12 protein-coding genes are annotated in these 15,428 nt (G+C 36.2%); 1 reads left to right on the forward strand and 11 read right to left on the reverse strand.

Translation table 11 applies throughout. The features are described 5' to 3' along the window. Positions 1-67: 67 nt before the first annotated feature. The 7 genes from AAEU33_RS15715 to AAEU33_RS15745 all read right to left on the reverse strand — a co-directional run bounded on the left by AAEU33_RS15715 (position 68) and on the right by AAEU33_RS15745 (position 8,922). Entirely contained in the window at positions 68-3,214 is a 3,147-nt protein-coding gene (locus AAEU33_RS15715) for an efflux RND transporter permease subunit (RefSeq protein ID WP_172283046.1), read from the reverse strand. Further along, complete coding sequence (locus tag AAEU33_RS15720) at positions 3,214-4,398, reverse strand: efflux RND transporter periplasmic adaptor subunit (protein WP_172283048.1); 1,185 nt, start codon at positions 4,396-4,398, stop codon at positions 3,214-3,216. The genes AAEU33_RS15715 and AAEU33_RS15720 overlap by 1 nt, the downstream gene beginning before the upstream one ends. Positions 4,399-4,404: 6 nt before the next feature. Continuing rightward, positions 4,405-4,860 (reverse strand): transcriptional regulator, encoded by a 456-nt coding sequence (locus AAEU33_RS15725; protein ID WP_345988674.1) that lies wholly within the window; start codon positions 4,858-4,860, stop codon positions 4,405-4,407. A 116-nt stretch (positions 4,861-4,976) separates the two neighbouring features. Beyond that, the gene (locus AAEU33_RS15730; RefSeq protein ID WP_345988676.1) at positions 4,977-5,489 is read right to left on the reverse strand and encodes a GNAT family N-acetyltransferase; all 513 of its coding nucleotides are present in this window, start codon (positions 5,487-5,489) and stop codon (positions 4,977-4,979) included. A 155-nt stretch (positions 5,490-5,644) separates the two neighbouring features. Further along, complete coding sequence (locus AAEU33_RS15735) at positions 5,645-5,875, reverse strand: DUF2007 domain-containing protein (protein ID WP_172283056.1); 231 nt, start codon at positions 5,873-5,875, stop codon at positions 5,645-5,647. Positions 5,876-5,938: 63 nt separating this feature from the next. Then, positions 5,939-7,264, reverse strand: a complete 1,326-nt coding sequence (gene lat, locus AAEU33_RS15740; RefSeq protein ID WP_345988678.1) for an L-lysine 6-transaminase — start codon at positions 7,262-7,264, stop codon at positions 5,939-5,941. A 107-nt stretch (positions 7,265-7,371) separates the two neighbouring features. Then, on the reverse strand, positions 7,372-8,922 hold the full coding sequence (locus tag AAEU33_RS15745; protein WP_345988680.1) for an aldehyde dehydrogenase family protein: 1,551 nt from the start codon (positions 8,920-8,922) through the stop codon (positions 7,372-7,374). A gap of 133 nt (positions 8,923-9,055) precedes the next feature. Between AAEU33_RS15745 and AAEU33_RS15750 the strand changes: the two genes are divergently transcribed. Further along, positions 9,056-9,253: a hypothetical protein gene (locus AAEU33_RS15750; RefSeq protein WP_172283065.1), complete on the forward strand. Its 198-nt coding sequence runs from the start codon at positions 9,056-9,058 to the stop codon at positions 9,251-9,253. A gap of 103 nt (positions 9,254-9,356) precedes the next feature. Here AAEU33_RS15750 and AAEU33_RS15755 read toward each other — a convergent pair whose 3' ends face one another. The 4 genes from AAEU33_RS15755 to ccsA all read right to left on the reverse strand — a co-directional run bounded on the left by AAEU33_RS15755 (position 9,357) and on the right by ccsA (position 15,355). Continuing rightward, a complete protein-coding gene (locus tag AAEU33_RS15755; protein WP_345988682.1) occupies positions 9,357-10,385 on the reverse strand; it encodes a hypothetical protein in 1,029 nt (342 codons plus the stop codon). Positions 10,386-10,776: 391 nt separating this feature from the next. Further along, on the reverse strand, positions 10,777-10,971 hold the full coding sequence (locus AAEU33_RS15760; RefSeq protein ID WP_345988684.1) for an Arc family DNA binding domain-containing protein: 195 nt from the start codon (positions 10,969-10,971) through the stop codon (positions 10,777-10,779). Positions 10,972-11,040: 69 nt separating this feature from the next. Beyond that, a complete protein-coding gene (locus AAEU33_RS15765) occupies positions 11,041-11,907 on the reverse strand; it encodes an SPFH domain-containing protein (RefSeq protein WP_172283094.1) in 867 nt (288 codons plus the stop codon). Positions 11,908-12,088: 181 nt separating this feature from the next. Further along, complete coding sequence (gene ccsA, locus AAEU33_RS15770) at positions 12,089-15,355, reverse strand: cytochrome c biogenesis protein CcsA (protein WP_345988687.1); 3,267 nt, start codon at positions 15,353-15,355, stop codon at positions 12,089-12,091. Between the last annotated feature and the right edge of the window lie 73 nt (positions 15,356-15,428).

Genomic DNA, 15,428 nt, shown 5'->3' on the forward strand with positions numbered 1-15,428 from the left:
AGAGGTTAGAAGTAAGATCGGAAATTCAATTATTCTTCTACTACTTCTACCTCTCTGGTTTTTATTTTTATTCAGCTAAATTGATGTCTTCTCTTTTAATCGGTTTGATTTTTTCCTGCAATGTTTCAAAGATCACATACAATACAGGAATTACGATAAGCCCTAATACTGTTCCTATCAATAATCCAATGGCAGCACCTGTTGCAATAGATCTGTTTCCTACCGCCCCGATTCCACTTGCCAGCACCAATGGTAATAGACCAAATATAAAGGCAAATGAGGTCATCAGAATCGGTCTTAATCTTGCCTTCGCAGCATTGATTGCAGACATGACAATGGTTTCACCATGATGTCTTCTCTGAACGGCAAATTCAACAATCAAAATGGCATTTTTAGCCAATAATCCGACCAACATGATCAAGGCAATCTGGAAATAGATATTGTTTTCCAAGCCCATGATTTTTTGTCCAAAATAAGCTCCCATTACCCCTAATGGAAGTGAGATCACAACAATCAGCGGAAGAATATAACTTTCATATTGCGCAGAAAGGATAAAGTAAACAAAAATTAAACTTAGCCCAAAGATTAATACGGTTTGAGATCCGGAGTTTAATTCTTCTCTTGTCAATCCGGTAAACTCAACATCGTAATTCTGATTCAGGGTTTCTTTCGCTACCTGCTGTACCGCAGTAATAGCATCCCCGGAACTGTACCCCTGGGAATTACCCCCTGTAATTTTTACTGATGTAAAAAGGTTATAACGACTTACAGACTGTGGACCATATGTTTTGTCTAATGTCACAAATTGCGAAATAGGAGACATTATACCCGAACCTGTTTTTACATAGAGATCGTTAAGATTATCGATGTTCTTTCTGTTTTCAGGAAGAGCCTGAACCATTACTCGGAATTGTTTTCCGTATTTCGTAAAGTCAGCTGTATAAATCCCTCCGATGTATCCCTGCATTGTACTTAGAATGCTGTTTACAGAAACTCCCAATTGTTTTGCCAAAGGAACATTAATTTCCATTTGATATTGCGGGTACTTTGTATTGAACGAGGTCTGTGCAAACTCTATCTCGGGTCTTTCCATAAGCTTACCGATGAATTCATTAGTTTTATCATCAAGCGCTGTATATTCACCACCGGATTTATCCAGCAATACCATCTCAAATCCTGCACTGTTACCAAAACCTGGTACACTTGGTGGCTGAAAGAATACGACTTTGGCATCCGGCACTTTCCCTGAAATTCCAAATAGTTTTTTCGTAATATCTTCAGAGGTTAAATTATCTTTTTTCCTTTCATCAAAAGGTTTTAATTTAATAAAGGCAAGACCATTATTACTTCCGTTTCCGGATAAGAAACCTCTACCGGTAGAAATGGTAACGTTTTGGACTCCTGGAATTTTCATTGCGTTAGCCTGTAATGTTTTCAATGCATTATAGGTCCTTTCCATAGATGATCCCGGAGGAAGCTGCACATCGGTAAAGATAATTCCACGGTCTTCAGTAGGAACGAATCCTTTTTTCATCGTTGAACTTGCCCAGAATAAAATTCCTCCTGTAATGGCAAAGATGATCAGGGTAACCCATTTATGTCTTAATAAGAAAACAAATCCTCTTCCGTAACGTTCAGTGGTTGTTCTAAATGCTATATTGAATTTATAGAAGAACTTCTGAAGGATATTCATATTCTTGTATTCCTGGTGATGCTCAGAATGAGGTTTTAGGAATAGTGAACATAAAACCGGACTTAACGTTAATGCATTGATTGCCGAAATGATGATCGCTACGATAAGTGTAATACCAAACTGCTGATAGAATACCCCTGTCGGACCGGTAATAAAAGTTACCGGAATAAATACGGATGCCATTACCAATGTAATTGAAATAATTGCTCCTGTAATCTCATCCATCGCTTCTACGGTAGCCTTTTTAGCATCGGAAATACCATGCTCCATCTTAGCATGAACGGCCTCGACGACGACAATGGCATCATCCACTACAATACCAATAGCAAGTACTAACGCGAATAAGGTTAAAAGGTTGAGTGAATATCCAAACAAATTCAGGAAGAAGAATGCTCCCACAATAGATACCGGAACTGCAATAGCCGGAATCAAAGTAGATCTGAAATCCTGTAAGAAAATATACACTACAATGAATACCAGAATAAATGCTTCAATTAAGGTATGAACAACCTTATCAATAGAGGCATCAAGGAACTCATTCGTGTCAAAGTTGAAAGTATATTTTATCCCTTTAGGAAAACTTCCCTCTGATGCTTTTAAGTATGCTTTAATATTCTTAATAATGTCTTGAGCATTGGAACCTGGTGTCTGAAAGAATCCCATACTGATGGAAGGATTATTTCCATTCTCCCCAATTCCGGTATAAGATTGCCCAGCCAATTCAACTTTGGCAACATCTTTAAGCATCAGATTCTGGCCATCGGCAAGAGACTTGATAATGATGTTATCATATTGAGATTTCTCGTTGAATTTCCCTACATATTTAATAATGTATTCAAAAGAACTACCACTGTTTTGTCCGATGGATCCAGCTGCTGCTTCTCTACTCTGCTCATTAATAGCCGCTGTAACATCATCCGGTGTTACTCCATAGGCTGCCATTTTCGCAGGATCCAACCATATTCTCATCGAATAGTTTTTCCCACCGAAAACCTGAGCATCTCCAACTCCATTAATCCTTTTGATATTAGGAATAATGTTAATATTCAGGAAATTTTGAAGATAAACGTCATCGAGATCCTTATTTTCGGAATAGAAAGACATATACATCAAAGCACTGGTTTGCTGCTTCTGAGTTACAACCCCTGAACGGGTTACTTCACTTGGAAGTAATGGTGTTGCTCTTGTAACACGGTTCTGTACGTTTACCGCTGCAATATCCGGATCAATCCCCTGCTTAAAGAAAACCTGGATATTGGCAGATCCATCGTTTCCTGCAGAAGAGGTGATATAATCCATTCCTTCTACCCCGTTAATCTGTTCCTCCAAAGGAACTACCACACTTTTCATCACCGTCTCCGCATTAGCTCCCGTATAGTTTGCTGTAACACTCACTGTAGGAGGTGCAATGTCCGGGTATTGGGTAACAGGCAATGAAATAAGGCCTAAAACACCGAGTATAACAATTAATATTGAAATAACAGTGGATAAAACCGGTCTGTTAATAAAGTTTTTTATCATTAGAATTTCGGTTTTATAGATTGAACGAGGCTATCCATTTTTATAGGTTTCGGCTTTACAGGAGTTCCGGATTTCAAACCACCGATACCTGCTGCCACTATAGTTTCTCCTTTATTTATTCCTGATTTTATTAACGCCATGTTGTCAATTCTGTCAATTACATTTACTACTACATTTTTAGCAGTATCCTTTTCAACTTTATACACATAAACAATTCCCTGTTGTTCGTATGTTGCACTTTCCGGAACAACTAAAACGCTATCATACGCTTTAGGTAACCTTATTGTTCCACTGTTCCCGTTGCTAAGTAACTTTTGGGCATTTGAAAATGCTACTCTGAACTGAATGGTTCCTGTAGTGGGATCAATTTGTCCTGTAATAGCTTCGATCTTCCCTTTTTCAGGATAAATACTTCCATTAGCCAGCTGTAAATCAACCATAGGAAGATTTTTGATTTTCTCAGGCATTGTAGCTCCTACAGATTTCTCCAAAAAGTTGAAATATTCTTTTTCGTTCATCGAAAAATAGGCGAAGACCTCGGAAGTATCTGAAATTGTCGTTAAAGGAGTCTGATCAGTAGGTCCTACCAAGCTACCCACTTTTAAAGGAAGTTTTCCAACAACTCCCGAAATAGGTGCGCGAATAATAGAATATTCGATATTAGCTTCTACCCCTTTGTAATTGGCTGTCGCCTGACGTTTTGAAGCAACCGCCTGCTGAAGCTGTGCCTGAGCCTGAGCCAGGTTAGCCTGTGCTGTTTGAAGCTGTACGTTACTGATGATATTCTTAGCAACCAGAGGTTTAAGTTTATTCACTTCCACCTGAGCTGCATTTACCGAAGCCTGTGCAGCAGCCACCGTTGATTCAGCAGCACCAATACCTGCCTTTGCAGCAGCTGCATTTTCAGTAAGTATATTCGTTTCAAGACGGAATAAAGGTTGTCCTTTGGTTACATATTGCCCTTCGTCTACTAATAGTTGAGTAATATATCCCTGAATTTTAGCCCTTACATCATTATTTACTCTACCTTGTATGCTGGCAGGGAATGTCTGGTATCCTACGATATTCTTTTGTTCCACCGAAATTACAGGGTAAGGTTTTGCACCATCCTGTTTTGGAGCTTCTTTTTTGCAGGCCGTCAGTGAGATAGCTGCAACAGAAAGTATGAATAGTTTATTTGTCATTTTAAATTATAGTTTATTAATAGATTCCTGAATATTTGAAATGTTTTTATTCAACAGCGCCTTATAAATACTAAGTTTTTCATTGTAATGTTCATCGTGTACCTTTCTAAAGTTATTTAAATCGTCTAGTAGTTTTAGTTCATCCTGTAATTTCTGGAGAATTTTTTCAAACCTTATCTTCATATGCTCATCATTGATAAAGAAATACCGCTTCCTCTCATCGATCTTATTATGGTCGACAATAAGCTGAGAGTTGAGTAATAATGAAATACTGGTGGAAACGGAACTTTTACTGGCTGAGAGCACTTCTACAAATTCGTCAAAAGTAATTCCTACTTTTTCAAAATCGAAGATGAGATAAGCATATATTTTTGAAGCTAATGGAGGAATATTCAGGTTGGTACCATAGAATTTTACGGCATCCTGAAAAATTTTTTCATCAACTTCTATACTTTTATGCATAATATACAAATTTGAGCAAAAGTATAAATTAGTTCAGAACTAAACGAACAAACGCAATAGAGTTTATAAATATATAGCGTTTTAAAAATTCAATGGAAAAGGATTTAACCTTTCGCTCAAATTATAATCTTCTCGAATGCTTTTCGGACTCCTCCGGCAAGAACTACTTCACCGCAATAGGAATAACCTTGCTTTTCAAGAATCTTCAGCATGGCAATATTATCATAATTAGTGTCTACTTTTACACTCAATACCCCCTGGCTTTTTGTGTAATTTTCTATATGATCAAATAGTTTTTTTACGAGTCCCTGTCCGGCAAACTCTTCGGAAACAGCTACACGGTGAACAACAACAAACTCACCGTAACTAAGCCATGCCCCATCAATGGTGCTATAAGCAGGCTCGTCATTAAATATCAGGGCAACATAAACGGCAATAACATCATCTACTGTAAGAACAAAACCAAAACCTTTCGAAATATCACTCTCTATAGTATCTTCATTCGGATAACCATTTTGCCACTGAGTACTCCCGTCCAATCTTCTCCTTTCGATTGATTGCTGGATAATGTCCCAGATGATATTTTTCTCTTTAATTTCGGCCTTTCTGAACTTAATTTGCTGCGTCATAGATTCTTAATTGTTGTCAGGATTTAAAAGAAAGAAAATTAAGATTATTTTCAACCTTATATATTTCTTTAGCATTAAATTTAAATAAAAAAACCGAAAATTAATTGAATTAATTTTCGGTTCGAAGTAGTAAAATTTAAAATTATGAAATTGTTTTATTGGTTTGCACTTTGTTGTATATAAGTGTCAATAATTTCAAATGCTTTTTTCTCATCTTCCAGATCCACCATGAGCTTTAGCGATGTTGCCGTTGGCGTTGTTGTAAAAGTGAGATAATTATTTTCAACTGTGTTTGTGATTTGAGCGTCATCTAATTTAGACTTGATCAATTGAATTTCTGAAGGATTATCACTTTCAAAAACTGATACTCTCGTACTTCTTTCCATATTTTATCCTTTTTTGAATATCTAAATATAGTAAGATTTTTCCTAAATCACAAATACACCGTTTTAAATTTTGTTAATATTATTTTCAATTTTATCGAGAGCCAATTGAATTTCTTCTCTCGAAACATTCAAATGTGGCCTGAAACGAACGGATTGATCACCGCATGGTAAAATTATTAATCCATCTTTGAAAAGTTCATTTACTAAAAGATTTCTTTGTCCTCCGGAAGGTAAATCTACTGCACACATCAATCCTCTTCCTCTTGCATTGGAAATCTTTTCAGGATATTTCTGAGCCAGATTTTGCAACCCTTCCAATAGATATTCTCCAACCTCCTTAGCATTCTCAACAAGGTTTTCTTTTTCGATCACTTCCATAACCAATTGAAAACGGAGCATGTCTATAAAGTTTCCTCCGAATGTAGAATTGATTCTTGAACTCTCTCTGAAAACATTGTTCGCAACTTCATCAAATTTTTCTTTATTTGCTAAAACACCACAAACCTGTGCTTTTTTACCAAAAGAAATAATGTCCGGCTTAGCCGTAAAATGTTGGAAAGCCCACATTTTTCCGGTAATTCCAATACCTGTCTGAACTTCATCAAAAATCAGCAGGATCTCATTATGATCACACAGCTTTCTTAGTTCAACGAAAAATTCATCCCTGAAGTGATTATCTCCTCCTTCTGCCTGGATCGGCTCAATGATAATGCATGCCACTTTATCAGGATTGGAAAGAATTGCCTCTTCGATGTGCAATAACGCCATTCTTTCATTTTTAATGGTCTCTTCAAGATTTTCCTCTGTAATAGGAAAGCTTAATTTTGGATTAAGGATTCTTGGCCATTCAAACATCGGGAAATATTGATACTTTCTTGGATCGGAAGTATTGGTTAGGCTTAAAGTATAACCGCTTCTTCCATGAAATGCCTGTCTGAAGTGAATACAAATTCCGGCTTCTGTCTGAAGTCCTTTAGCAAAATTTTTGCGGGTTTTCCAGTCGAAACATGCCTTCATTGCATTTTCAACACCTAATGTTCCCCCTTCAATAAAAAACGCATATTGCAATTCTTCCGGAATAACCACTCTTTCAAAAACTTCTAAAAAATGAGCATACTCCTCAGAATAAACATCTGCCAGGGTAGGCTTATTAACCGCCATTTTACCTAGCCAATCTGATTTACTTACAAGATAAGGGTGATTGTATCCTATAGATCCTGAACCGAACATAGAAAACATATCCAAAAATTCTCTGTCAGTAAGTTTGTCATATAACCATGATCCATGAGATTTTTCGATATCCATAACGAAATCAAAACCATCTGCAAGTACATGTTTCCCTACTGTTTCTTTAACTTTATTTGCTTTTATATCAATTGTTTGTTCCATAATATTTTGATGTGATTTAAAAATTGAATGATTAAAAGGTTTAAGCATTCATGGGTATTAATTTTTAAATTCTTAAATCTTAAAATGATTTAAATGTTGTTTTTTTATTAAATATCAAATTTAATCCCTTGTGCCAAAGGAAGGTTTGTAGTATAATTGATGGTATTTGTTTGTCTTCTCATATAGTATTTCCAAACGTCAGAACCGGATTCTCTACCTCCTCCTGTTTCTTTTTCACCACCGAAAGCTCCGCCGATTTCAGCACCTGAAGTTCCGATATTTACATTGGCAATTCCACAATCTGAACCCGCATGGGAAAGGAATAATTCTGCCTCTCTTAAGTTTTGGGTCATAATTGCAGAAGACAATCCCTGAGGAACATCATTTTGAATAGCGATGGCTTCGTCAAGAGTTTTGTATTTGATCAAATAAAGAATTGGTGCAAAAGTTTCATGCTGCACAATCTCGTATGAGTTTTTTACTTCCGCGATACATGGTTTTACATAGCATCCTGACTCATATTCTTTACCGCTTAGAACACCGCCTTCAACGATGAATTTACCGCCTTCTTTTTTACATTTTTTTATTGATTCTTCGTATTGGGTAACAGCACCGGTATCGATCAATGGTCCCACATGATTGGATTCATCTAACGGGTTTCCTATTTTCAGCTGTCCGTATGCTTTTACCAATCTGTTTTTCACTTCATCGTAAACGCTTTCATGAATGATCAGTCTTCTTGTAGATGTGCATCTTTGTCCTGCAGTTCCTACAGCTCCAAATACAGCCCCAATGATAGACATATCAAGATCAGCATCTTTAGAGATAATGATGGCGTTATTTCCACCTAGCTCAAGGATTGATTTTCCAAATCTCTCTGCTACTTTAGAAGAAACCATTCTTCCTACTCTCGTAGAACCTGTAAACGAAATTAAAGAAACGCGCTTATCTTCAACTAATTTTTGCCCGATCTCATGATCTGAAACCAATACACTTGAAATCCCTTCAAAAAGATTATTTTCTTTAAGAACTTCTGCTAAAATATTTTGACATGCAATTGCACAGAAAGGTGTTTTTTCGGAAGGCTTCCAGATCGTAACATTCCCACAAATCCATGATAATGCTGTATTCCAAGCCCAAACAGCTACCGGAAAGTTAAAAGCCGTAATGATTCCCACAATCCCTAGTGGGTGATATTGTTCGTACATTCTGTGACCTGGTCTTTCAGAATGCATCGTATATCCATGAAGCTGTCTTGATAGACCAACCGCAAAATCACAGATATCAATCATCTCCTGAACTTCACCAAGACCTTCCTGCAGGGACTTTCCCATTTCATACGAAACAAGTTTTCCCAAATCATCTTTATATTCTCTTAGTTTTAGACCTAATTGTCTTACGATTTCCCCTCTTTTAGGTGCCGGGATTAACCTGAATTCCTGAAAAGCCTTTTGAGCAGACTGAATTACCTTTTCATAATCACCTTCATTCGATGTTTTTACTTTAGCAATTAATTTTCCATCAACAGGAGAATAACTTTCAATTACTTTCCCCGATGCAAAGTATTTCCCCCCTACAGAAGTTCCTTTGTTGTCATCTTTAATACCTAGATTTTTTAGGGATTTCTCGATACCGAAATCCTTGACTTTTTTAGACATAAAATATTCCTTTTCGTTTTCTCTAAAGATAAAAATATTATGCGAACCGCAAAAAATTAATTTTCATAACGTTTTTATTTGGACTAATTATAAACATACCTATCTTTGTCATATCAATAGTTTAATTTCGGAAATGGAAAATAATAAACCACTAGACGAGCAGCCTGTAAAAGAGAATACTTCAAAATGGAAACAATGGGTTAAGCGTTTTGGGATCGGAGGGATTATATTCTTTACCGTAAAAGGGATTATTACGTCTACCCTTATCTATTTTCTCGGAAAAAATTTCTGGACTATCATCAGCAATTATTTTACCGCTCTATTCGATTAATAGTGTGTATTATTAAAAAAAAGCAGAGAAAATTTCTCTGCTTTCTTTTTTTGGAAGTTTAACTAAAAGCTAATGATAAGTTGGCAACTGGTACAGTTACTATCTATTCTATTGAGCTATCAAACCTATTGGTTACATTATATGTTTTATCTTTTACTATAATATCATAACCTCCTTTATCCAGAATAAGATATCCTGAGTCTTTATCACTCTGTAATTCTATCATATCCGCAGGAACACCATTATTGTCAAACTCTCCTTTTCTATAGGCAAAAATTAAAGAAGGATAACTTTTAATCTTTGATTTTGGTACTTCATAAAGTTTCCGGTTTTCATTAAGCATCCAACAAGGTCTATCTTTGATATATGTTGTAACGGGATGAACCACTTTTATATCCGTAAAAGGTTCAATTTGACTTCCTTTGAATGCCTTGTTATTTTCGTCCAGCAAAACGACAGGATCCTTCCCCTTTATAATTTTTAATAGTGGACTATTACGTTCGGTAACACTTTTTTCAGAAAACTCTGTTTGGTCAATTGTAAATGGGTTGATTTTTGTTAAGTCGGAAAGTCTTCCTGCCATGGTTTTTTCCCAATATGGATCTTTTCCTTCATATGCGTGCCCATAACCGCAGTAAATAATATATTTTCCATTTTTATTTTCCTGCATAAATTTATAGATGTTATCCGCTTGTTTTATCTCTCTGTCTTTTCCGTTTTCTCCTTGTACTGCTTCATATTTAAAGAGAGTAAAACCCAGATCTAAAGCTGTTTTAATAAAACTACCAAATTGTGGTTCAGAGGTGTAAAAACCACTTTTTGTTGTAGGAAACTTTCTAACATTTATTGAATCATCTCCAATAGCTTCCAAGCCCAAATATCGATAACCGTTTTCATAAAGTCCTTTTAAGAGGGATGTTGCAAATGTTCTATGACTTGCGTAATGATGTGCTTCATTAAGAATTACTATTTGCTCTTTTTTTGTTTGGTCTAAAATATAGTTTTTAGCATTTTCAACTTTAAGCTTTACTAATTTCAAACTGTCATCTTTAGATATTTTTTTTCTTTTACGTCCAAGTTTATCCCAGGTTTGTAAACCCTTAATGTAATAGTTCGAAACGGAATATTTCATTGCTCCCACCTGATATCTGAAATCGTCTCCATTTTTATCATTCTGGATGTCATTTTCAATATCATTTGAAAATTTATATTGCTCTTGGGCGAAGGATTTTGTTGAAAATAGTATTACGAATAAGAAAAATGTCTTTTTCACCATATTGCTTTATGTTTATACTGAAAATATTATTTGGAGTAGTTCATTACTTTATCACTCTAAAATAGTACTTTTATCTATAATTTAAGATTTATATTTTCATTATTAATATACTTATCCCTAATCCTGATTTTATTTTCCTTAGAAAGATTGTTTTACAGTGCAGGAAATCAAAAGCTGTCAAAGTTCCAGCTTTCAATTCCTTCACAATTATTAAACTTAGCAATTTTGCCTTTTAGCTATTCCATCGCTATTCCTTTTTCTTTCTTCCTGACTCGAGAAGGCTCTGATGAAGCAAATACTCAATTTGTCCGTTTACACTCCTGAACTCATCATTCGCCCATTTCTCAAGAAGTTTATACGTCGATTCTTCTATCCTTATCACAAAGGATTTTTTGCCTTTTTGAGTGCTTTCAGAAGAATTTTGAAATTTTTGAGATTTCATTTTTTACTTTTAAATTTCATGATAAGATCGCCTATGGTTTCAGGTCGATTCTTTAACCAAAAAGAAGTTTTAATTGTATAAGGTTCCTGCATTAAGAACCGGAGTTGCTGCCTTCTCACCACAAAGAACGACCATCAGATTACTCACCATTGCAGCTTTTCTCTCATCATCCAACTCTACGATGTTCTCTGCCGAAAGTTTTTTCAATGCCAGATCAACCATTCCTACCGCGCCCTCCACAATTTTTGTTCTTGCTGCAACGATAGCTGTAGCCTGCTGTCTCTGAAGCATGGCACCTGCGATTTCGGATGCATAAGCCAAGTGTGATATTCTGGCCTCCTGGATTATAATTCCGGCTTTAGAAAGACGATCAGTAAGCTCCTGCTCAAGAATAGAATTGATCTTGTCACCACCCTCTCTTAAAGTAATTGGTGCATGATCATCTTCTAAATTATCATAAGGAAAGCTCATAGCCAGGTGACGTACCGCTGCCTCACTCTGCATTTTTACAAAATCAGAATAACGTTCTACATCAAAAGCTGCTTTATAGGTATCCCCTACTTTCCATACGATGACAACAGCAATTTCGATTGGGTTACCCATTTTATCATTCACTTTTAATGTTTGTCCCTGCAAATTCTCGGAACGAAGCGACATTTTCTGGGATGAGTATAATGGATTGATAAAGAACAGTCCGTTATCTTTCACTGTTCCTACATATTTTCCAAAGAAATTCAATACTCTTGAGTGATTAGGCTGAATGATCATCAGGCCTTTTAAGAAAAAACATGAAGTCAGAAAACAAAGCATGGCTAAAACAACATAAGTAATACTCTGATCTACTCCGCTGATGAAGAAGTAAACTGCAGCTATAAATAAACCCAAACAAATAACAAGGGTTAAGTAGCCGGACATAGGTTTTAAGATTTTTTCCATATAGGTATTAATTTAAAATGATATTATTTTGATATCATAAAGTTATAAATAAGTTTTGAATTAAAAATGATAATCTTAAAATTTTTTACTTAGTAATAATACCTAATTCCGTTTGCCTTAAAGACAAAGAAAAATCCCGAAAACTATCGTTCCGGGATTTAGTATGTGTATGTATTTACGCTTATTTTTTGTTCAGCATTTTAAACTTAAAGTAAGAAGCTGCAGACAATAATATCATTACTGAAAGTCCGATATATACCCAAGCCGGTACTGGTACCGGATCTCCTGCTGCATACGAGTGAAGTCCCGTTAAATAATAATTAACTCCAAAATAGGTCATAACCATTGAGCAGAAAGCGAACATTGTTGCTACATGGAACGCCCACTTGCTTCTTAATCCGGGTACCAATCTCATATGTAACACAAAAGCGTATACCATGATAGATATAAATGCCCATGTCTCTTTAGGATCCCAGCTCCAATATCTACCCCATGACTCATTCGCCCAGATTCCTCCTAAAAAGTTCCCTACCGTTAAAGCAAACAAACCTATAGTAAGAGACATCTCAGAAACAATAACCAGCTCTTTTAAAGTAGTATCATGATGAATTTTGTATGTTTCTTTACTCGAAATAATATAGAATACCAGTGATATGACAGCAATAATCATCGACAGGGCAAAGAATCCATAACTCGATGTAATGATTGCTACGTGCACAATCAGCCAGTATGATTTTAATACAGGTACTAATGGTGTGATCTGCGGATCAAGAGCAGATCCTCCGTGAGCAAATCCCATCATAATAACCGCTACCATAAATCCGGCTGCAGGAATCAAAGCATTGGAATTTCTATACAATAACAATCCGGCTGAAATACCTACCCATGAAATGAAAATGATTGCTTCATAACCATTACTCCATGGTGCATGCCCGGAAATATACCATCTTGCCACTAATCCAAGGAAATGGAATATATATCCTACCAGACCTAACACAATAATCACCTTGATGATCTTGTTCAATATCTTATTAGGCTTGAATAATTCAACAAAACCTAAAATCAGTAATAGCCCTCCTATCAGTGTATAGAAAATCAGGAGTTTAAAGTTGATATTCACTTTATTCATGAATACCTCCAGATCAACTTTAGATTTAGCCGGAACTACACTTTTACCCCATTTTTGCTGGTATTCTGAAAGTCTTGCCAATTGAGTATCTGCTTTTCTCCAGTCTCCTGTTTTCTGAGCAGCTAATGCTTCAGCAAAATAAGGTCCCATTACCTGTTGAGATTCCATATCCGGTTCAAATTTCTGGTCTAGCCATGAATGCCATGTGTGGTTCGGATCATTTTTCACAGGCACAATTCTCATAAATTGCCCGCTGAAAAATTCATTGAAGATCTGAACTCTTTCATTTACAGAAATAACTTCTTTATCATAATTGGTTTGCTCAGCCGGTTTTTTACGGAAAGCAATGTTATAGTCATGCTCAAGGATATAGGTAAGGTTACCGTTAGCATCCGCAGGAAACAAATTCATCAGGGAAGTATAACCATCTTCATCAGCCTTGGTTTTGTTCTTCAGCTCATCTCCTCCTTTAGAACCTACTTTAATGATAGGAACCATTGTCCAGCTAGGAGTGTCGGTGTTAATGGATAAAAACCACTGATTTGCAGTAAGGTATTTTCCATCCGTTCCTTTAAATTCGTCTTTTTTATAAAGCTTTCTTAAAACATCAAGAGCTTCAGTATTGATCGGAACAATTCTTCCTTCAAAATTCTGTACCAAAAGATATCCGAATTTATCTGCATGTTCCTTGCTTATTTTGTTTCTAGCGATGATTTCATCTGCAGAAATTAATCTCATTTTAGAAAATGGAGCTGCCAGAGAATTTTGTCGCGGAGCAGTTTCCGTCTGTCCCATTTGGGAAGCCTGTGCATGAGCGTGATCATCGCCTTCTACATGGATGTGCTCTCTGCTTCCGTCAGTTGTTCCATGGGTTTCAATTTTTTGGGCATTTAAGCCTAAACTTAGCAACAATAGAACAACCATGGTGGCTCTTTTCTTATTGACATCAGTCAGTATTTTATTTAATTTCCAGAAGTGAGATCCTTTCCAGAAGAAAATTAAAAACATACCTAAAAACAAGAATGTATATCCGATATAAGAAATTAAAGTTCCCCAGAAATCATGGTTCACTGACAATACAGTTCCCATTCTGTCCGGATCAAAACTAGCCTGGAAAAAACGGTATCCTCCGTGGTTCAGAACGTGGTTCATATAGATTTTATAAGGTGTCTGCTTACCTCCGTCAATGATCTTCACATGACTTTCATAAGCACTTGGCGAAGAACTTCCCGGATATGTTTCCATTACAAAGTCGTCCAGTTTCAGTGCAAAAGGAGTGTTGTATACTTTAGGACCAAAACCTGCCATGATATTCAATCCATCCATCGAGATCTGCTTGAATGCATTCGGATTTCCTTTTTCTACAGATAGTTCAACCAACTGTTTTGTTTTAGGACCCTGGATTTCTATTTTCAGCATATCAGGAACTGCCTGATCTTTCTTTCTGTCTCCTTCAATCGCTATCAGTTTTCCTTTTCTTAAACCTTCAGGAACAACCAATTTCAGATCATTGATGCTATATAAACTTCTCAATGCCAAAGGTTGGAATTCATCCTTCTTTGTATTTCCGGTCGCCTGAGTTGCCATCGTCATATACGTTGCATCAACAGGAGTTTTAACAAATAGTTTCCCTCCTTCATTTTTAAATTCCACAGCTCCTTCAATCGCTCTGTTAAAAGTAACAAGCGTTCCATTAATGGATTTTGTTTCACCTGGCTTGATGTAGATATTCTGTCTTCCGGTTTGCCCCGTTGAAACCAAGTGAAGGTATTCAGTACCACTTGGGTCGGCCACAAGACTGTCTTTTTTTCTTTGAATATATTCTTTGGCAAAAATCTTTACTTCTTTTCCGTGAAAGTCATAAGTTGCGCTGAAATCTTTGTGCAAAGGAGACATCAGATAAGGAATATCCTGGTAGTTAAGCACATCTCCCTTCTCTTCAATCTGAATCTTAAAGAAGTTTTTATCCGTAACTATTTCATTAGAGGTTTCTCCTTCCCTGATATGCATAGTTCCTTCAAAACTCACATACCTTGTAATAGCTCCCCCGATAAAAATGAAGACAAATGCAAGGTGAAAAACCAAAACCGGCCACTTCTCTCTTTTCCAAAGTCTATATCTGCCGATATTTCCGATGAAATTTAAGATCAGCAATACCATGATCAGCTCAAACCATTTTGCTTCATAAATTAATGCTTTCGCCGTAGGGGTTCCATAATCGTTTTCGAGAAACGTTGCATATGCCATGGCAAATGCAAAGACCAACAGCAAAACCGCCATTGTTCTGGTTGAAATAAGAATATCTTGGATCTTCTTCATGATTTATTTTACTTGACATGCAAAAATAAGCATGATTAAGTAAAAGGTCGATAAAAAAAGATGTTTTTTATCA

This window comes from Chryseobacterium sp. Chry.R1 (genome assembly GCF_039645525.1).
GTDB lineage: Bacteria > Bacteroidota > Bacteroidia > Flavobacteriales > Weeksellaceae > Chryseobacterium > Chryseobacterium proteolyticum.